12 protein-coding genes are annotated in these 19,638 nt (G+C 59.6%); 3 read left to right on the forward strand and 9 right to left on the reverse strand.

Going from position 1 to position 19,638, the window contains the following annotated elements; translation table 11 throughout:
* Positions 1-36 precede the first annotated feature (36 nt).
* Genes efeO (AC07V4_RS20015) through efeU form a run of 4 tightly spaced genes read right to left on the reverse strand, consistent with a single transcriptional unit; the run spans position 37 to position 4,263 of the window.
* The gene (gene efeO, locus AC07V4_RS20015; RefSeq protein ID WP_492636639.1) at positions 37-855 is read right to left on the reverse strand and encodes an iron uptake system protein EfeO; all 819 of its coding nucleotides are present in this window, start codon (positions 853-855) and stop codon (positions 37-39) included.
* Between the two features lie 30 nt (positions 856-885).
* Positions 886-2,190 (reverse strand): iron uptake transporter deferrochelatase/peroxidase subunit, encoded by a 1,305-nt coding sequence (gene efeB, locus AC07V4_RS20020; RefSeq protein WP_492636640.1) that lies wholly within the window; start codon positions 2,188-2,190, stop codon positions 886-888.
* A gap of 14 nt (positions 2,191-2,204) precedes the next feature.
* Complete coding sequence (gene efeO, locus AC07V4_RS20025; protein ID WP_492636641.1) at positions 2,205-3,407, reverse strand: iron uptake system protein EfeO; 1,203 nt, start codon at positions 3,405-3,407, stop codon at positions 2,205-2,207.
* Between the two features lie 10 nt (positions 3,408-3,417).
* Positions 3,418-4,263 (reverse strand): iron uptake transporter permease EfeU, encoded by an 846-nt coding sequence (efeU, locus tag AC07V4_RS20030; protein WP_492636642.1) that lies wholly within the window; start codon positions 4,261-4,263, stop codon positions 3,418-3,420.
* Between the two features lie 167 nt (positions 4,264-4,430).
* Here efeU and AC07V4_RS20035 point away from each other — a divergent pair, with 167 nt between their 5' ends.
* The 3 genes from AC07V4_RS20035 (at position 4,431) to AC07V4_RS20045 (ending at position 10,930) form a co-directional block, all read left to right on the forward strand.
* A complete protein-coding gene (locus AC07V4_RS20035) occupies positions 4,431-5,447 on the forward strand; it encodes an AraC family transcriptional regulator (protein ID WP_492636643.1) in 1,017 nt (338 codons plus the stop codon).
* 93 nt (positions 5,448-5,540) lie between these two features.
* Positions 5,541-7,979, forward strand: a complete 2,439-nt coding sequence (locus AC07V4_RS20040; protein WP_492636644.1) for a hypothetical protein — start codon at positions 5,541-5,543, stop codon at positions 7,977-7,979.
* Positions 7,958-10,930 carry a hypothetical protein gene (locus AC07V4_RS20045; protein WP_492636645.1) on the forward strand — a complete coding sequence of 991 codons (2,973 nt, stop codon included), beginning with the start codon at positions 7,958-7,960 and terminating at the stop codon, positions 10,928-10,930. The genes AC07V4_RS20040 and AC07V4_RS20045 overlap by 22 nt, the downstream gene beginning before the upstream one ends.
* A gap of 103 nt (positions 10,931-11,033) precedes the next feature.
* Here the strand turns inward: AC07V4_RS20045 and AC07V4_RS20050 are convergent, their stop codons facing one another.
* The 5 genes from AC07V4_RS20050 to AC07V4_RS20070 all read right to left on the reverse strand — a co-directional run bounded on the left by AC07V4_RS20050 (position 11,034) and on the right by AC07V4_RS20070 (position 19,635).
* Entirely contained in the window at positions 11,034-12,449 is a 1,416-nt protein-coding gene (locus AC07V4_RS20050) for an efflux transporter outer membrane subunit (RefSeq protein WP_431750016.1), read from the reverse strand.
* The gene (locus tag AC07V4_RS20055; RefSeq protein WP_492636646.1) at positions 12,446-15,625 is read right to left on the reverse strand and encodes an efflux RND transporter permease subunit; all 3,180 of its coding nucleotides are present in this window, start codon (positions 15,623-15,625) and stop codon (positions 12,446-12,448) included. The genes AC07V4_RS20050 and AC07V4_RS20055 overlap by 4 nt, the downstream gene beginning before the upstream one ends.
* A gap of 15 nt (positions 15,626-15,640) precedes the next feature.
* The gene (gene mexE, locus AC07V4_RS20060; protein WP_492636647.1) at positions 15,641-16,885 is read right to left on the reverse strand and encodes a multidrug efflux RND transporter periplasmic adaptor subunit MexE; all 1,245 of its coding nucleotides are present in this window, start codon (positions 16,883-16,885) and stop codon (positions 15,641-15,643) included.
* Positions 16,886-17,116: 231 nt separating this feature from the next.
* Positions 17,117-18,748, reverse strand: a complete 1,632-nt coding sequence (locus AC07V4_RS20065) for a dipeptide ABC transporter ATP-binding protein (protein WP_492636648.1) — start codon at positions 18,746-18,748, stop codon at positions 17,117-17,119.
* Positions 18,745-19,635, reverse strand: a complete 891-nt coding sequence (locus AC07V4_RS20070) for an ABC transporter permease (protein ID WP_492636649.1) — start codon at positions 19,633-19,635, stop codon at positions 18,745-18,747. The genes AC07V4_RS20065 and AC07V4_RS20070 overlap by 4 nt, the downstream gene beginning before the upstream one ends.
* Positions 19,636-19,638: the final 3 nt, after the last annotated feature.

Consider the following 19,638-nt stretch of genomic DNA (forward strand, 5'->3'; position numbering starts at 1 on the left):
GCACCTGCAAAGGCCCCGGGTCTTTTTATGCGCGTTTTAGTTCAGGCCCAGCTTGCCACGCAGGGTAGACAGGTCTTCGGCCAATGTATTGACCGGCCCCACCAAGGCCTTGCGGTCGTTTTCCTTGACCTTGTCGTAGGTCTCAAAGCCGCCATCCTGAGTCTTGTACTTGGCCAGGATCTTGTCCACGGTGGCAAAGTTTTTGTCGACCTTGGTCAGGAACGCCTTGTCTTGCTTCTCGATCTGGCCACGGAACAGGTCGACGATTTTCTTAGCGCCGTCGACGTTGCCCTGGAAGTCATACAGGTCAGTGTGGCTGTAGCGGTCTTCCTCGCCGGAGATCTTGGTGGCCGCAACTTCTTCGAGCAGCGCGGCGGCGCCGCCAACGACTTTCTCTGGTGGGAAGGTCAGGCCCGCGACACGGGTCTGCAGGTCCTTGACGTCGCTATTCAGCTTGTCGGCGAGGGTACCCAGGCCTTCAGTGGTGTTCTTGGAGAACAGCGCGTATTCAATGCGGTGGAAGCCGGTGAAGTCCTCGGCTTCAACACCTTTCTCGTGGTCGTCGACGCGGGAGTCGATGGACGCGTCGAGGTCGCTGAACAGCTCCGCGATCGGCTCGATGGACTCGTAGTGCACACGGGTCGGCGCGTAGAGCTTCTTGGCGGTGGCCAGGTCGCCTTTCTTCACGGCGTCGGTGAACGCCTGGGTTTGGGTGACCAGTTCACCGATTTCTTCGGTGACGTAGATTTTGTAGTCCGATACCGGGCCTACCAAGTCCAGCGGCGCGGTGGCGGCGAAGGCTGCCAGCGGCGAAAGGGTCATTAACAACGACAACGCGATAGACGACTTCTTCATGGGGCTTATCCGCTCTTGGGTTTGTTTTATTCAGGTATTGGCAGTGGTTTGAAGGTGCGAAGCCGTGAGCAGCGTGCGCCCGAGGAAATCCTTGGGCCCGGTGACGCCCGGCAAGGTGAAGAAGTACCCGCCGCCGACCGGCTTGAGGTATTCCTCCAGGGGCTCGCCATTGAGCCGGGTTTGCACGCTGATAAAGCCTTTCTCCAGGTCAGCCTGGTAGCAGATGAACAACAGCCCCATGTCCAGCTGACCGTTTTTATTGACGCCGTTGGAGTAGTTGAACGGCCGGCGCAGGATCAGGTTGGCCTGAGTCTGCGGGGTGCGTGGGTTGGCCAGGCGGATGTGGGCATCGAGCTTGGTCAACTTGCCTTCCGGGTCTTTGCTGTAGTCCGGGACCTGGGTTTCGTGTTGGCCGCCCATGGGTGCGCCGGTGGGTTTGACGCGGCCGATGATGCTCTCTTGCTCTTGCAGCGGGGTGCGGTCCCAGCGCTCGACGAAGTTGCGGATGATCCGCACCGCCTGGTAGCTGCCATTGACGGCCCAGGTGGGTTCGTCGCTGGCGGGCTGCACCCACACGATCTGGTCCATGGCTTTGTCATCGTTGGAGTTCGGGTTGGCCGAGCCATCCCGAAAGCCGAGGAAGTTGCGTGCACTCTGCGCCGGTTCCCCGGGTTTGGCGGGCGCTTGGGGCGGCACGCTGCCTTCCTGTTTCCAGCGCACCAGCAGCAGGTCAGGCAGGTTCTTCACGATGTCGCGCAAGGCGTGGATATTGGTGTCCGGGGTGTTGGAGGAAAACTGCAGGCTCAAATCGCCATGACACTGCGCCGGTTCCAATGCATCGTTGGGGAAACCGACCATGCGGCTCAGGCGCTTGGGCTTTACCGCTGTGAGGCCGAAGCGCTCATCGAACAGTGATTCACCCACCGACACGGTGATGGTCAGGTTGTCTGGTGTCACCACCGGGCCGAGAATGCCGGAGTCTGTCGGCGGCAATTTCGGGTCGACTTGCGGCACCGTGCCGCCGGTCATCAGAAAATGGATGCGCTCGTTCAAGGTGCGGAACAGCCGTTCCAGGTCTTCACGGTCGCTGGCCAGCACGTCAAACGCCACCAGCATGCCGCAGGCCGGGCGCGGGGTGACAATACCGGTCTGGTGCTTGCCGAAGAAATCGTGGTGGTCCTGGGTCTTGTCGCTGCGCGGTGCGGTGGTGACTTGCTCCGCCGCAGCGGCCATGGCCGGGCAGGCCAGGCTGCTGCCGGCAATGGCTGCGCCAGTGGCCGCCATGCCCAACAGAACGCGGCGACGCTGAAGGTTGGTGTGTTCTTTATCACTCATGTGTGCGGTCGTCTTCACTGCAGGCCGGAGAGGCCAAGGGCGGGGTCGATTCCATCGAGTGCAACGGCCAGAGCCTTGGCCTTGTCGGCGATCTGCTTGCGCTGATCGGCCGTGACGCTGTCGTAGCGGCTGAATTGGCCGTCGACTTTGAAACCATTGAGTTCGGTATCGAACGCATCGAGCGCGCTATCGACCTTGGGCAACAGGTCGGGGGCGGACTTGGTCAGCAGTGGGCGCATCAGGTCGGTCACCTTGCGGGCGACCTCCAGGTTGGCGGCAAAGCCGTTCAAATCGACATGGCTGTAGCGTTCTTCCTCACCGCTCAGCGCGCGTACATCCGCCAGGCTGTTGAGGTTGCGCACCACGATGCTCACCAGTTGCTCCGGCGGCAGCGATTGGGCCAGCAATTGTTGCTTGAGGCCGGTGACGTCAGTGACCAGGCGTTGGGCGACCGGAGCCAGCCCATCCAGGCTGCGCTGTTGGAACAGGCTGTACTCCAGGCGGTGGAAGCCGCTGAATGCTGGATCTTGCTCACGCTTTTCAAAGTAATCGGCGCGGGCGTTGATGGCGTTGTCCAGTTCGGCCAGGCGCTGGGAGGCTGGCGCCAGTCGTTGGTAAGCCTCGCGGGCTGGCACATAGAGCGCTTGTGCCTGGGCCAGGTCGCCGGCCTCAATGGCTTGCTGCAGGGCGGTCACGGCCTTGACCAGCGCGCTGCCTTGGCCGCTGAGGTACACGCGGAACTCCGACAGCGGGCCGATAAACGCCACCATCGACGGCTTGGCCTTGGCTTGGGCGTCGGACTCGGCCGTGGGCGTTACGTGCAAGATGCCGCGTGGGTTGCTCAGCAGGCCACAGGTGATCGCGTAGTCACCGGGCAACAGGTTGGCGTTGATCACCTGGCTCAAGCCGGGCGCGATGTTTTCCCGCTCCTCGATCACCAGCACACCGTCGAGGATTTCCCATTCCACCGCCCGGTCGGAACGGTTGATGATACGAAAGCTCGCGCGCCCGGCGGGTACGGTCAGCTCGTTGGGTTCGCAAGCGTGCCCGTGGATAGTCACGGCGATTTCGTTGTGGTTGATCTGGCGCTTGGCAGCGGCCAGCTGTGAGGCGTAGTAGAACAGGCCACCGGCGGCGATCATCACGACCACCGAGCCGGCCACCGCCCAGCGCAAGGCGCGGGAGGGCGGGGTCGGTTGAGGGGTTGGGTTGGACAAGATTGGGCCCTTACTGACTGGAGGCGGAAGAAGGTTTGGCAACAGGTTTGGCGGGGGGCGAGGGCAGGAAGAACATCACTAGGGCCACCACCAGATAAATCAGGTAAGCGCCCAGGGTGCTGACCGTCGGTGCCTCCTGGTAACCGAACATGCCCGCCAGTACCGAGCCCAGCGGGCTGTCCATCGGCAGCGCGGCGCTGAAGTCAAACAGCACGGTTTGCAGGTGGTTCCACACACCGGCTTCATGCAGCGCCTGCACCGAGTTGGCGAGGATGCCAGCGGCGACCACGAGGATGAACAGGCCGGTCCAGCGGAAGAACGCGCCGAGGTTCAGGCGCATGCTGCCGGAATAGATCAGGAAGCCGACCACAATCGCCAGGATCAGGCCGAGCAGGGCACCGATCGGCGCACCGGGGTCTTCGCTCTGCTGGAACACGGCCAGCAGGAAGAACACTGTTTCCAGGCCTTCACGGGCGACTGCGAAAAACACCATGGCGATCAGCGCGAACACCTGGTGTTTGGAGCCGGCCAGTGCATGGTCGAGGGATTCATGCAGGCTGTGCTTGATGGAGCGCGCCACCTTGCGCATCCAGAACACCATGGAACTGAGGATACCCACGGCGATCAGGCCGACGACGCCTTCGAAGAGTTCCTGTTGTTTTTGCGGGAATTCCGCGCTGACCAGCTCCAGGCCACCGCCCACCAGCAGGGCCAGGGCCGCCGCGAGAAACACGCCGATCCATACGGCGGGCATCCATTGGCCTCTACCGGTCTGTTGCAGGTAACTGGCGATGATGCCAACGATCAATGCGGCTTCAATGCCTTCGCGCAGCATGATTAAAAAGGGAACAAGCATTCGGCACCGCATCAAGACTGGAGAGGGTGCTAATTTGTAACATAATGATACTCATTGCTAAACAAGAAATATTGACCTTTGCTGAACTACGGCTGAACGGTGGTGGCGAAGCGCAACCGCCTTTATGATGCTCGCCTCGTTCATGCACAGTTGAATAGCCCATTCCCATGGCGGAAAAAGACACCATCTCCATCCATCTCGTGCGTGAGGCATTGCTGCAGAGCTACGTGCCCGGCATGGCGATTGCCGAAGTATTGAGCAAGGTCGGTATCGATCCGGCATGGCTGGAGCAACCCGATGCCCGTGTGCCAGCGATGGCGTACGCACGGTTGTGGCGATGGCTGGCGAGGTGCATGGACGATGAGTTTTTTGGCATGGACCCGCGCACGCTCAAGTCCGGCAGCCTGGCGTTTCTCTGCCGCGCCGCCATGGCGCAACCGACGCTGGCCGGTGGTCTGGAAACCGGGTTGGGGTTTCTGTCGCTGATGTTGCAGCGCATGCCGGCGCAACTGGTGCGCCAGCAAAGCCTGGCGGAGATTGTGTTGCTTGAGCCCGACGCTGAACCCAATCGAGCGTTCACCTACTTTACCTATTGGATGATTGTCCACGGCGTGGCGTGCTGGCTGGCGGGGCGACGCATTCCGATCCTGGCGATTGAGTTGCGTTGTTCGCAGCCGGATTTTTGCGACGATTACCGGGTGATGTTTTCCGACAACCTGCGTTTTGATCGGCCACGCACGCGCATGATCTTTTCTGCCGACTGCCTCGACCTGCTGATCAAGCGTACCCCGGAAGAACTCAAGCGTTTCCTGGCCCACGCACCTGCCAATATCCTGGTCAAGTACCGCGATCCCGACAGCCTCGCCACCCGCGTCAAGCACGACCTGCGCCAACTTCCCCCCGATACCTGGCCGGAAACCGAAGGCCTCGCCGTCAGCCTGTGCATCTCTGCCTCAACCTTGCGTCGCCGACTGGCAGAAGAAGGGCAGACCTACCAAGGCCTCAAGGACAGCGTGCGCAAGGAGTTGGCGATTATCTGGCTGGCTGAACCGCAGATCAGTTTTGCCGAGATCGCCGCGCGGCTTGGATTCGCCGATACCAGTTCGTTCTACAAAGCCTTTCGTAAGTGGGCTGGTTCCAACCCCGGGCACTACCGTAGCCTGATTTTGGATGGCACTGATTGAGGGAGGGCCCACAAGGCACTGCGACTAATCCGATAGGAGCCAAGCGCTCAATCCGCAATCCTCAGACTCCTTCCTTGCTGAAGAGCCTGTCAGATGCCGCAGTTGATAACCTCTCAAGTCCTCACCGCCGGTGAACAACAGCCAAGTAATGTTGCCGTGGCGCAGTCGCCGGTGACCCCGAATGCAACGCCTCGCAAGGAAAGCGAAACACTCGGCAACGAGCTCAAGCAATTACGCACCCAGATAAAACGTGAGTTCGACGCCTACCAACACCATATGTTGCGAGCGGGCTATGAAGACGTTAGGCCACGCCCGCTCAGCACTGGCCAGAAAATCAAGGACCTGTTGGTCAGTGTGCAAATGGCGGGGTCAGGGCATAAGCCTGGGCATATTCCCAACCGGTCCCTGCAACAGGCGTGGAAAGCCAAAGAGCGGTTAGCGGGCTTGAACAAACGTTATATTCCCCTCGCCAAGGCTGAAGCGCTCGCGCAAATGGGTGAACAGCTGATGGACGCTGAGGACGGCCTGAGTGGGCTCACCGTCGATAAGGCCGCCGCGGTGAACGTCCATATCAATCGCTTGAGAGAGCGTTTCGAGTCCGCCAAGTTTGCCTTCGCCATCGATGTCGGCGAAACCTTGGCAAAGGACACGGCGCCGCTATTGCCACTGTTCAAAGTGCAGACCTATTTGGGGTTACAGCAGGTGGGGCAGGGAATTCTGGATGCCACTGATGCGGTCAAGGGCATGTACCACAACAGATGTGTGCGGCCCAGCCTGTTGCAGGTCAACCAGGCGCAGATGTACCACGAAGATGCGTTGCGGATGGCCGCAGTAGACCACGGCACAAATGTTGTCGACGATCTACGGGAAAAACACGCAGAGATTGCCCCTGCGGATAAACAATGGCTGGAGCGGTTTACTTCCCAAACCCGGCAGGTGCTGAGCCGAATCGATGCCGCGTTGAGCCTGCCGGGCGCCGAAGGCGCAGAGTTGGAGGAAGTCAGAGTCCTGCTCAACGACATGCTCGGCCAAGCCCGTCCGCCGACGTCCGGTGGGTACGCGATGGTCGCCAACGATGTGTACCGTGGAACTACAGCGCCTACCGAGGCGCAAGACTACACCCCCGACATGCAACGTCTGGCCGGTGCTCTGGGCGGCTGGTTGCTTGGGAATGGGGTTTTGCTGACGCAACGGATGAGTGACGTCATTGAGCAAAATCCAGTACAGGCACTGGGGGCACTGGCTGTATATGGCCTTGTCACCACATTCTACAACGACTGGTTTCTACCACCATCACCTGGGCTCAAGGACATAGAGGCACTCTCCCATTCAAGCGACCGTTTGCCTCTATTGGATGCCGAGGTGGACACTGCACTCGATCAGTCGATGCCTGATCACCCTGACGTGTTGATTGGGCAAGTGTTGCTGGATCAGTTTGACGCTGTGAAGTCACGCTCCCCTCGCAGTGCTGATGAGGGTAACTTTTATGGTGCACGGATAGGTTCAGTTGTCTCAATTCTGGAGCGCTCCGTCGAAGGTAAAAATCAGACCTATGGTGAGCTCGTCCGAAACGCTGGAGGCATCGGTGGCGCTGTGGATGACAACACGCTGGCACGGGCGATTGCAACGGGATTGCAGCGTTTCGAAATTCAGGAAACTGAGCTTCAAGCGACCTATGAGAAAAAAATGGCCAGGGGTCTGGAAACGGCCATTAAAGATGCCGTGTTTTGGATGACCAACCTTTATGCGCCCATTGTGGATCCATCTGCTGCATTGGACGAAATCATCATTCAGCGTATCAAGGCATTTGAAACTCAGACGGGAGAGACCCTGAGTCTGCTACCTAACAGCACGATAAGTGTTTGGTACAAGGAAGCGCAGCCGGCTAATCCGAATTATCACCTGACGTCCCCAGTAGCACGGAATAAAGACTTCACTCTCAAGGAAGTCGTCACGGGCACTTACTTGAACGATATAAGGTTAATGCGCGGACAGCACGGTCAGGTCTTCAAGGTTTCCAGTGTTTCCCATCAGCGGGTAGTGGACTTTATCGATAAAGGTTCACTGAAGGACCAATTGGACGCAAACCTCTCCGCTTATAAAGCTCGGCCAGGCTTAGAGGAAAGTTGGGTAAATTACTATGAGGGCAGGGTCAAGAATGCAGCATTGAATTATCTATTGGCGACTCCCGTTAACCACCCCGGCCACGGGTTGATGAGTCGATTCTTGAATGGAGAGCTAAGGGCGTCCGAGGTTAACTTTCATGGCGCGAAGGTCAGCGGCGTGTTTGCTGTAACCCAAGGGCAGACGGCAGTTTTGTGCAGTGTGGATGACGACAAGTGTTTTTACATCAATGAAAAAAATAATGCCTATTGGAAGTTCGGGGCACCTCAAAAAGAAGTCATGCCTGTTTATCCAGCGGATGAAAAATTCAAAAGCTGGATCCGTATAAAATTGAGCAACTCAAGGCAGCCAGGAATCCACAAGCGTATGAAGTCACCCGAACACAGATGTCGACAAATGTTCAAATAGGCATGGGCAGGAACGGTGGCCGTGTCAATATAAAACCACTGACCTTTACGCCCCAAGAAAACCTTCAGCAGTTGAGCACCTCCTTATTCGGGGCAAACATGGCACGTGTCGAATCGGATATCGATACGTTGATTTTTACGGATTGGGAGCACTTCGGGCTCGAAGCGCTGAATACCCTCAAAGAAATTTCGAAGAGCCAAGGTCTTTTATTGATGGTCGGCGCTCCCGGAACCGGCGCCTTACTCAAATCGATGATGTATGCGACTGGCCTGGGGCTTTCCAGCGCAGGCCTCCAAGCGTTGACAGCTGACATCAGCGACGATCCGACGGAGCGAGATGCGGCCGAAAAGGCTGCTTGGATTTCTCTTATTTCAACGGCTGTTTTAAGCAGTGTTCCTTTGGCGATAGCCGGAGTAAAGGGGGCAAATACATTGGCCTCGGTGGTCAATTATCAGCGTTTTACCAAGGATTACATCATTCGGCCTGACACGCTTCGCATGATAAAAGAGGTGCTGGAAAGAAAATACGGGATCCACTTTAGACCCGGATCTTCGGCTTCCCACGCGCCGTCAAATATGCCTGCGTTACACCCTAGTGGTGCGGCCCCGTCTAATACCGGCAGCCATGCTGTTGCATCAGGAGTGGCGACAGGAATTCAAGGGGCCGCAGGAAAACTACCGACCTGGAACCAAATGGCGGATGTACAAAAGGTCAGTTACTTATCGAATAAGTTAATGGCCACCAGCATCGGTAAGAAGTTGATCGTGCAGACCAATGAGCAGGCTGTCAGTCAGTCAATTGCCAATAATCTGCGACGGGATACCACGGGAACGATGAGTTGGAAGAGCGAACGTACTGAAATCAATCTTGCAAAAGCATCGCTTGAAGCTGATTCAAAACGTCTCGATTCAGTAGGCCAGTTTATAAAGCAACTGCGTAAGCGGCCGCCTGTTATTGAGACGCGCGCCGTCAGTGGGCCACCCGAGCAGAGGGCGGCAGGGTGGATTGCGATGTCCAGTAGCATCAGGATACCGGAAGGGCGTTTGCAGCAGGTTATCGCTCAGTTTCAGCAGGCCGATTTGAGTAGGATCAGTGTTATTGATGATATTCACCGGGCAATTACGGGGACTTCCGAAGGAGGGGTTCGCCTCAGTGGAGAAGCCGGTCAGATGGGGTCTGATATCGCTCATGGCGCGTTTGCAAACCACCTGAACATCCCTGACGCTCCAACCGGACTGTCCCGAGCGGAATGGTTGTTTGCGTTGACCCAGAGTTTTCAGCCCATGGCGAAAAATAACGATCCATTGGCAAGGACACTCTATGCGTTGGCGCATCTCCAGGACACCAACAACAACGGGTTCATGGCCCTCGTCAAAACCTCCGAATCACGTTTGTCACCTCATGCGACAATAGTTAAAACGCCACCATCCCGCGTACCTGTGGCGCCCGAAAGTGCGCCTGTTATGGATACCCGAGTCGAGCCATTTCGACAGATTGAGGCCAACCCGCCGCGAGAGCTACCCGTTGAGATGCGCGGTTTCATGGAGAAATTGCGCGCCAATCCGAAGCTGGACAATGCCTTCATGGCCCCCGCAGGTGAGTGCGCAAAAACCTCGGAAATTGTCGCCGAGTTCATGCGGGCGCATGGGTTTGAAAACATCAAGTTTCGAGCGATGCTGATCTGGAGTTCGCGCAACCCGGACGGCGTATTCAACCATTTCTTACCTATAGGCGCGTTCCAGGGCAAGACCTACGCGTTCGACCTGACGGCGCCGCAGTTTGCCAATAAAGGCATGCCCTCGTTGACAGACCCGATGATCCTGCCGGAGCCGGCATTGATGCAGGCCTATCAGTCCGCTATGAGCAAGGCGTTAAGCAAATACAAGGACTTTTCCAATCTCCGTTCGGCAGAGACAGCCTTTTCAGATTTTTCCGCACCCGGACCTAACCAGTTTATCGAAGGCGGCCACATACTTAGTTATGGCTGGAGCAAGCCACCCCTCGCGCAACCCAGTGTAGAGTCCGTCCTTTCGCCTCTGGGCAAAGTGAACACACCACAACGGGAGATTGCTCGCGTGAACGCTCAGGATATTTCGAACCGCCATCGCAGCCTTCCAGTATCCGTGTCCAGCCCTGCACCGGCGCTCCAGGCTATTGATAGTCCAGGACTTCAGTTGCTGGGTCCGAAAACCTGGGGTGCACTGTCGGACAAGGACAAGTTCGACTATCTGGTAAACCGACTGTTGCTAAGTAATGACGCCCAGGCGCTGCTGGGCGCCACCGATAAAGCCACCGTTGTTCAAACCATTCGTGACAACCTCAGGCTGGACGGTCTTGGCGTCCCGCGCCAGCGTTTTGTCTGGGGGGGGCTGCAGGGAGAGGTGGGCCATGGTTTGCGTCGTCTGGCACAGGACCGAACCCGCTTGAGTGCGACCAATGCCGCCATACAATCCTTATTGGACAAACCACCGGTTGTCCCACGCGAGCTCAAACTGGGTAATCCACAAGAAATGGCGGCGAAGTGGATTGTCGGTACGAGTCGCTCCAATGGTTTAACGGCGGATGAGGTTCGTGAGGTGTTGCTGCATCACAGAGACGCCGACCTGACTGACATTCACACGATCGATGAGATCCATACGCAGATCTACAAACCCGGGCCAGGTGAGCCTTATCGTGACTTCCGCTCCAGCAGTGACCCGATCTATATGGCGTCGGGGATCGCGCACGCGGGGTTCGAGAAGCTACTGCCAAAACTTTCTCAGAGTGCACGTGAAGGCAAGCTGCCTCTGGCGGACGGTCTGTTTGCGGCAGCGGTCCGTTTTCATCCCTACGGCGATGGCAATGGCAGGCTCGCACGCGCCTTGTATGCGTTGGCACAAATCAAAGCGGACGGACCGTTTTTCAAGGCGTTGACGCCTGAGGGGGAAGGTATTCTGAACCCGAGAATCTGATTCAACCCTTTACGTCTGCACAGGCCAAAAAAAAGCCCCGCGACCGAATGGACCGCAGGGCTAAAAATTGGCTGGATGCGACCAACCAAAGGAGCTCTTTACATCACTTGGCGCTGGCCACCACCGTATCCGGCTGCCAGCCACCGCCCAGTGCCTTGTAGATCGCGACGATGCCGCGATACAAATCCACTTCGGCCTGGGCCTGGGAGTCTTCGGCGGCCAGGCGTTCGCGTTGGGCGTCGAGCAGTACCAGGAAGTCCACGGTGCCTTCGCGGTAGCGGATCGCGGCGAGGTCGGCGGCGGCGCGGCTGGATTCGCTTTGGCGGATCAGCGAGACCAGACGTTGTTGGCGCTTGCCGTAATCACTGAAGGCATTTTCCGATTCTTCCAGCGCGAGCAACACTTGCTGCTCATAGGTCGCCAGGGCGCCATCGGCCTCGGCGTTCGCGCCGCGCAAACGCGCGCGCACGCTGCCCAGGTCAAACGCGGCCCAGGTAATGCTCGGGCCGAGGGACCAGGCGTTGGCGGCCGCTGAGCCGATCTGCGAACCACGCCCGGCGGTAAAGCCAAGGAAGCCGCTGAGGCTGACCCGTGGGAACAGGTCAGCCTTGGCTACGCCGATGCGCGCGGTGGCGGCAGCCAGTTTGCGTTCGGCGCTGAGGATGTCCGGGCGACGTTGCAGCAGTTGCCCTGGATCGCCAATCGGCAATGCCTTGGCAATCGCCGGTAGGTCTTTCGGGCTCAGGTCCACGGTCAGCTTGTCAGGGCGCTGGCCGAGGAGGGTGGCGATGCGGTTGCGCTCGCGCACTTGCTCGGCCTGCAGTTGCGGCACGCTGGCTTCAACGGCGGCCAGGCGGGCGTCGGCGCGTTCCACATCGAGCTGATCACCCACACCGGCATCCCGCAGGCTGACGGTGATGGTGCGCGATTCCTGTTGGTTCTTCAGGTTGTCCAGGGCGATGCGTTCACGCAGTTGGGCGCCGCGCAGTTGACCGTAGGCATCCACCAACTCGGCAATCATGGTGACTTGCAATTGGTACAGGTCGGCTTCAGCGACCTGTTGGTCAGCGTCACTGGCTTCCAGGTTGCGGCGAATGCGGCCGAACAAATCCACTTCCCAGGCCATATCCAGGCCGAGGTCGTAGCGCTCGCTGTTCACACGTTTGGTGGTCTGGCCCGGGATCTGGCCTTTGCCCACATCGCTGCTGGCCCGCGAAGTCACCACCGGCATGATGTCGGTGGCGACGTCATCACGGATCGCCCGTGCCGCCCGCAGACGGGCGAACGCTACACGCAGGTCACGGTTACCGCTCAACGACTGGGTCACCAGTTGGTTAAGGGTCGGATCGTCGAACTGCTGCCACCAGATGCCTTCGTACTTGGCATGGTCATAACTCTTGGTGTCGGCGGCGGCCGTGATATTGGCCGCCTCCAGTTTCTCGGTCTTGTAGTCCGGGCCCACGGCACAGGCGCTCAGCGCCAGTACCAGCAAGCTCGGCAAAAATACTTTCATGCTCATTGCTGTGTCTCCAGCTTCAAGGCCTTGGCCGCTTTGCGCGCTTCGCCGCGTTCCACATAGCGACGGATCAGTACGTAGAACACTGGCGTCAGCAACAGGCCGAAGAAGGTCACCCCGATCATGCCGGAGAACACCGCCACGCCCATGGCATGACGCATCTCGGCACCGGCACCGCTGGACAACACCAGTGGCACCACACCCATGATGAAGGCGAACGAGGTCATCAGGATTGGTCGCAGACGCAGACGGCAGGCTTCCAATACCGCAGCCAGTGGGTCGAGACCCTCCGCTTGTTTATCCTTGGCAAACTCGACGATCAGAATCGCGTTCTTACAGGCCAGGCCCACCAGTACGATCAGGCCGATCTGGGTGAAGATGTTGTTGTCGCCGCCCGAGATGATCACCCCGGTAATGGCCGACAGCAGTGTCATCGGTACGATCAGGATCACTGCCAACGGCAGGCTCCAGCTTTCGTATTGGGCGGCCAGTACCAGGAACGCCAGCAGTACGCAGAGCGGGAACACGAACAGCGCGGTGTTGCCCGAGAGGATTTGCTGATAAGTCAGGTCGGTCCACTCATAGGTCATGCCGTTGGGCAGTTCCTCTTTCAGCAGTTTTTCAATCGCCGCCTGAGCCTGGCCAGAGCTGTAGCCCGGTGCGGCGTTGCCGTTGATTTCAGCGGTGATAAAGCCGTTGTAGTGCATCACACGGTCCGGGCCCGAGGTGTCGCTGACCTTGATGAAGGTCGCCAACGGAATCATCTCGCCTTTGTTGTTGCGCACTTTCAACTGGCCGATCTGGTCTTCATCCAGGCGGAATTGCTGGTCAGCCTGCACGTTGACCTGGTAGGTCCGGCCAAAGCGGTTGAAGTCGTTGGCATACAGCGAACCCAAGTAAATCTGCAGGGTGTCGAAGATGTCGCTGATCGCCACGCCGTGGGTCTTGGCCTTTTCGCGGTCGATAGCAGCATCGACCTGAGGTACGTTGACCGTGTAGCTGGTGAACAGGCCGAACAACTCAGGCGTGGTACGGCTCTTGGTGATGACGTTTTGCACTTCTTTGTACAGCTCGTCATAACCCAGGTTGCCACGGTCCTCGATCTGCAGACGGAACCCGCCGATCGTACCCAGGCCCTGTACCGGCGGCGGAGGGAAGATCGCCATGTAGGCCTCTTCAATGCTGCTGTACTTGCCGTTCAGTGCACCGGCAATCGCACCAGCGGACATGCTCGGGTCTTTACGTTCATCGAACGGCTTCAAGGTCACGAACACGATGCCGCTGTTCGGGCTGTTGGTGAAACCATTGATCGACAGGCCCGGGAAGGCCACGGCGCTTTCCACGCCCGGTTGTTTCAGGGCGATATCGGACATGCGCTTGATCACGTCTTCGGTACGGTCCAGGCTCGCGGCGTCCGGCAATTGGGCGAAGGCTACGAGGTATTGCTTGTCCTGGGCCGGCACGAAACCGGTCGGCGTATGGGCAAAGCCCAGCCAGGTCAAGACCATCAAACCGGCGTACAGGAACAGCGCGATACCACTGCCGCGAATCACGCGACGCACGGTGCCGACGTAACCATGGCTGGCCTTGTCGAAGAAGCGGTTGAAGGGTTTGAACAACCAGGCACCCAGCAACTTGTCGAGGAACTTGGAGAAACCGTCTTTCGGTGCGTTATGACCTTTGAGCAATACCGCAGCCAGGGCCGGCGACAAGGTCAGCGAGTTGAACGCCGAGATCACGGTGGAGATCGCGATGGTCAGCGCGAACTGCTTATAGAACTGCCCGGTCAAGCCGCTGATAAAGGCCGCAGGAATGAACACCGCACACAGCACCAACGCCGTCGCGATGATCGGGCCGGTCACTTCACTCATGGCTTTTTCGGTGGCCGGGAAGGGGTCCAGGCCCAGCTCGATATTTCGCTCGACGTTCTCCACCACCACGATGGCGTCGTCCACCACGATACCGATGGCCAGTACCAGACCGAACAGCGACAGCGCGTTGAGTGAGAAGCCAAACAGGTGCATCACCGCAAACGTACCGATCAAGGATACCGGTACCGCCACCAATGGAATGATCGAGGCGCGCCAGGTCTGCAGGAACAGGATCACCACCAGCACCACGAGGATCAGTGCTTCGAACAGGGTATGCACGACCGCTTCGATGGAGCCACGCACGAAGATAGTCGGGTCATAGACGATGCTGAAATCCATGCCTTCCGGGAAGTTCTGTTTGAGCTCTTCCATCTTGCTGCGAACTTCGTTGGAGATCTGGATCGCATTGGAACCTGGGCGCTGGAAGATCGGGATCGCCACCGCCGGCTGGTTGTTGAGCAACGAGCGCAAGGCATATTGGTTGGAACCCAGTTCCACCCGTGCGATGTCTCTCAGGCGCGTGATTTCACCGTTATCGCCGGAGCGAATAATGATGTTTTCGAACTCTTCCTCAGTCACCAGGCGGCCCTGAGTGTTCACCGACAATTGGAAGCTGGTAGCCGTCGGTGCAGGTTGCGCACCCAAGGCACCCGCGGCCACTTGGCGGTTCTGCTCGCGAATGGCGGTGACCACATCGGTAGCGGTCAAGTTACGCGAAGCGGTCTTGTTCGGGTCCAGCCACACACGCAGGGAGTAATCGCCCATGCCGAACAACTGCACATCACCTACACCACCCAGGCGGGCCAGCTCGTCTTTCACATTGAGCAAGGCGTAGTTGGACAGGTAGAGCATGTCGTAACGCTTGTCCGGGGAGGTCAAGTGCACAACCATGGTCAGGTCGGGGGAGGCCTTGTCCACGGTGATACCGATGCGCGTCACTTCCTCAGGCAGCTTCGGCTGAGTCCGGGTCACACGGTTCTGCACCTGCACCTGCGCGTTGTCCAGGTCGGTGCCCAGGGCGAAGGTGATGGTCAGGGTCAGCTTGCCGTCGGCGGTCGACTGCGAGGACATGTACAGCATGTTCTCGACGCCAGTGATGGCTTGCTCCAGGGGAGCGGCCACGGTTTCACCGATGACTTTGGGGTTGGCGCCCGGGAAGTTGGCGCGTACCACGACGGTCGGCGGCACCACTTCCGGGTATTCGCTGATCGGCAATTGGAACAGCGAGATCGCACCGGCGATCAGGATCAACAGCGAGAGCACTGCTGCGAAGATCGGCCGCGAAATGAAGAACTTGGAAAAATTCATCTTGAGTTGTATCCCTTAACCGCGTGGAGTCGCGACGGCTGCGAGCTTGGGCGCGGCTTTATTATCCGGCGCCACCTGCTCCAGGTTGCTGGCTTCAAGCGCTTGTCGTTGTTGTGCCAAGGCCGCGAGGGTTTCCTTGCTGGCCATCGGGATGGTTTCCGGTGCAACCGGCGACCCCGGACGGATGCGCTGCAAGCCCTTCACGACAATGGTGTCGTCCTTGTTCAAACCGCTGCGTACGATGCGCAGGCCTTCGATCTTCGGCCCCAGTTCCACCGCTCGATAGGCCGGCTTGTCGCCGTCCATCACCAGCACGAACTTCTTGCCCAGGTCAGTACCGACGGCCTCGTCGTTGATCAGCACGGCGGAGTAGGTGCCGCTGCCGACCAGTTTCAGGCGGGCATACAGGCCAGGGGTGTATTCGCCCTTGCTGTTATCGAACACGGCGCGACCACGGATGGTGCCGGTGGCTGGGTTGACCTGGTTGTCGACGAAGTTCATCTGGCCCAGGTGCGGGTTGCCGGTTTCGTTGGACAGGCCCAGGTACACCGGGGTGGTGGCGCCACGACGGCCTTCACGGGCCAGCTCGGTATATTTGAGATACACGCGCTCATCGGCATCGAAGTAGGCGTAGACCTTGTCGGTGGAGACCACGCTGGTCAGCGCGGTGACATCGGCGGTCACCAGGTTGCCCGCAGTGATTTCGGCACGGCTGACGCGGCCGCTGATCGGTGCGGTCACGCGGGTGAAGCTCAGGTTCAGTTTGGCCAGGTCCAATTGCGCCTGGATGCCGGCGACGGCGGCGCGGGCCTCTTGGGCGGCGGTGGTACGCGAGTCGGCCAGTTCGGCGGAGATCGCATTGCTCTGACGCAGGCGTTCGCCACGTTGCGCTTCGTTATCGCTACGGGTGGCGGCGGCTCTGGTCTGGGCGAGTTGGGCTTCAAGGCGGCGTACTTCGGCCTGGAACGGGCGCGGGTCGATCTGGAACAGCAGGTCGCCTTTCTTCACCAGGGCGCCTTCGGTGAAGGCCACCTGATCGATCTGGCCCGACACGCGTGGACGAATCTGCACGGTTTCCGGGGCTTCCAGACGACCGGTGAACTCATCCCATTCGTTGACCGGTTGTTCCAGCACCTTGGCCACGCTGATTTTCGCGGGTGGCATGGCGGCCGCTTGTTCCGGGGTCTTGCCGCATGCGCTCATCACCACCACGGCCAGGATCGCCAAGGGGAAGCGCAAATGTTTGAGTGTCTGTTCCATGAGGTGCATCCGCCAATGTATTTGAGATGGGCGGATCATGCGCGGCGATGTGCTATGTCACGAATCGAATGAAACAAAGGTAACTATCATTCGGAATGATATAAGCGCGAAGTTAGCCCTCTAGCATGGGGGTTTCGTTAGGTTGCTATCAATGGGCGTGATGACAAAAGACTATTGCGCCGGATGCAAGGAACTTGAGGGTTCGCGAGTGTTCACGCCAGCGCAGCTTGATCATGCGGCCGTCGAGGTGTCGTGGCGGCCGGGAATAGCAGCAATCAGCTCCCGCGTATAATCGCTCGCCGGTTGGCTGAAAATCCGTTCCACCGACCCCTGTTCCACCACCTTGCCATTGCGCAATACCAGTACTTCATGGGCAAAGTTCGCGACCACGGACAGGTCGTGGGACACCAGCACATAGGCAATCCCCATCTCCCGTTGCAGCTCTTTCAGCAGGTCAAGAATGTGGGCCTGTACGGACACATCGAGCGCGCTGACCGGCTCATCGAGCAGCAACAGATCGGGTTTCAAGGCCAGGGCCCTGGCGATAGCCACGCGCTGGCACTGGCCACCGGAGAGTTCGCGGGGCAGGCGGTCCAGGAAGCTGACCGGCAGGTGTACGCGCGCGATCAACTCCCGCGCCGCCTGTTCAAGCGCAGGGCCCTTGAGCAAGCCGAACGAGACCAGTGGCTCGACGATGCTGTCGAATACAGTGAAGCGCGGGTCGAGAGCGGCGAAGGGGTTTTGCTGCACCAGTTGCAGGCGTTGGCGCAGCGGGCGGAAGTCGCGCCAGTTCAGGTGGGTGACGTTCTGTTGGTCGAACCAGACCTGGCCTTGGGTGGGCTTCTCCAGGCCGAGGGCGATGCGCAACGCGGTGCTCTTGCCCGAGCCGGACTCGCCAACGATGGCCAGGGTCTGGCCGGGATAGACCTGCAGGTTGAGACCTTCGAGGGCTAGAAGCGTCGAGTCTTCACCTTTGACCTTGGGCAACGTGAACGTCTTGCCCACGTTTTGCAGGCTCAGGATTGGCGGCTGCGTCGGGTCAATGCGGGCCGAGGGTTCGCGCCGCTTGGCGAACGCAGGCGCGGCGGCAATCAACGCGCGGGTGTAGTCGTGTTGTGGCGCGCCAAGGATCTGGCCTGGCGGACCCTGTTCGACCAGTTCGCCATGCTGCATCACCAGGATCCGATCCGCACGGTCGGCGGCCACGCCCAGGTCATGGGTGATGATGAGCAGCGAAATCCCACGCTCACTGACCAGCCGTTGCAGGTGGTCGAGGATCTTGCGCTGCACGGTGACGTCGAGGGCGCTGGTGGGTTCATCGGCGATGATCAGGCGCGGGTTACCGGCCAGGGCGATGGCAATCAGCACGCGTTGGCGCATGCCACCGGAAAGCTCGTGTGGGTACTGGCGCGCCCGCAGCACCGGTTTGTCGAGGCCCACCTGCTGCAGCAGCTCGATAATGTCGGTATCGACGCCGGGGTAACGTTTGCCCTGGGCCAGCACCAGCGCTTCGCCGATTTGCTGGCCGACGCGCAGGGTGGGATTGAGGCTGACCATCGGGTCTTGAGGCACCAGGCCGACCGTGCGCCCGCGCAGGGTGCGTTTCTGACGCTCGTTGGCGTGGGTCAGATCGTGGCCATCCACCCATAATTGGCCAGTGTTGATCTGCGCGTTGTCCGGCAACAGGCCAAGGATGGCATTGGCCAGGGTCGACTTGCCCGAGCCGGACTCGCCGACAATTGCCACGGTCTCGCCCTGGGCGATGGAGAACGACAGCGTCCGTACCGCTTGATTGAGGTGCTTGCCGGAGCGGTAGCTGACACTGAGTTGGCGAACGTCGACCAGAGGCTGTGGGCTGCTCATCGCTGGATCTCCTCAAAGGTGCGGGCGATATGGTTGAGGCTGAAGACCACGGCGACCAGGAACAGCCCAGGCAGCAGGGACACCCAAGGGGCCGTGATCAGGAAATGCCGTCCGTTGGCGATCAACGTGCCCCATTCCGCGGCCGGTGGGGCGGCACCGAAACCGAGAAAACTCAGGCCCGCCGTGGCCAGGATGGCCGCGCCGAAGTCGAGGGTCGCCAACACGGCGACCGGCCCCCACGCATTGGGCAGAATGTGCCGCACCAAGGTGCGCCTCCAACTGGCACCTCCCAGGCGCGCAGCTTCGACATAAGGCAAGGTCTTGACCCGCAGCACCTCGGCGCGCGTGGTGCGGGCGAACCCTGGAATGATGCCGACGCCCACCGCAATGGCCACCGGCACGGTGCCAAAGCCGATGGCCGTGACGATCGCCAGGGCCAGCAGCAAACCGGGTAGGGCCAGCAGCACATCGACAAGGCGCATGATCAGCGCATCGGTGCGGCCACCGGCAAAGCCCGACAGTATGCCCAGCCCCAGGCCTCCCAACAGTGCGATACCCACGGCCAGGAGCGCCGCCGAAACCGACAGGCGGGCGCCATAGACCACTCGGGTAAACAGGTCGCGGCCCAGTTCGTCGGTGCCGAACCAATGGGTCAGGTTGGGCCCACGCAGTTTGTCGACCGGCGAGGTGGCATAAGGATCGAAGCTGCTGAGCCAATACGGCGCCAGCGCTGCGAGCAATGCAAACAGCACCACCAACAGCGCCAGGCTGAAACCTGGTCGGCGCAACAACGGCAGCACCGCAGCTGTTGCCCGCCTCAAGGGGCTGCGGCGGGACCACGGGGCGGGAATGGTGATGGGGCCCAGGTTCCGTTCAAGGATCGTCATGGT

This window comes from Pseudomonas sp. GW821-FHT03A09, from assembly GCF_059421065.1.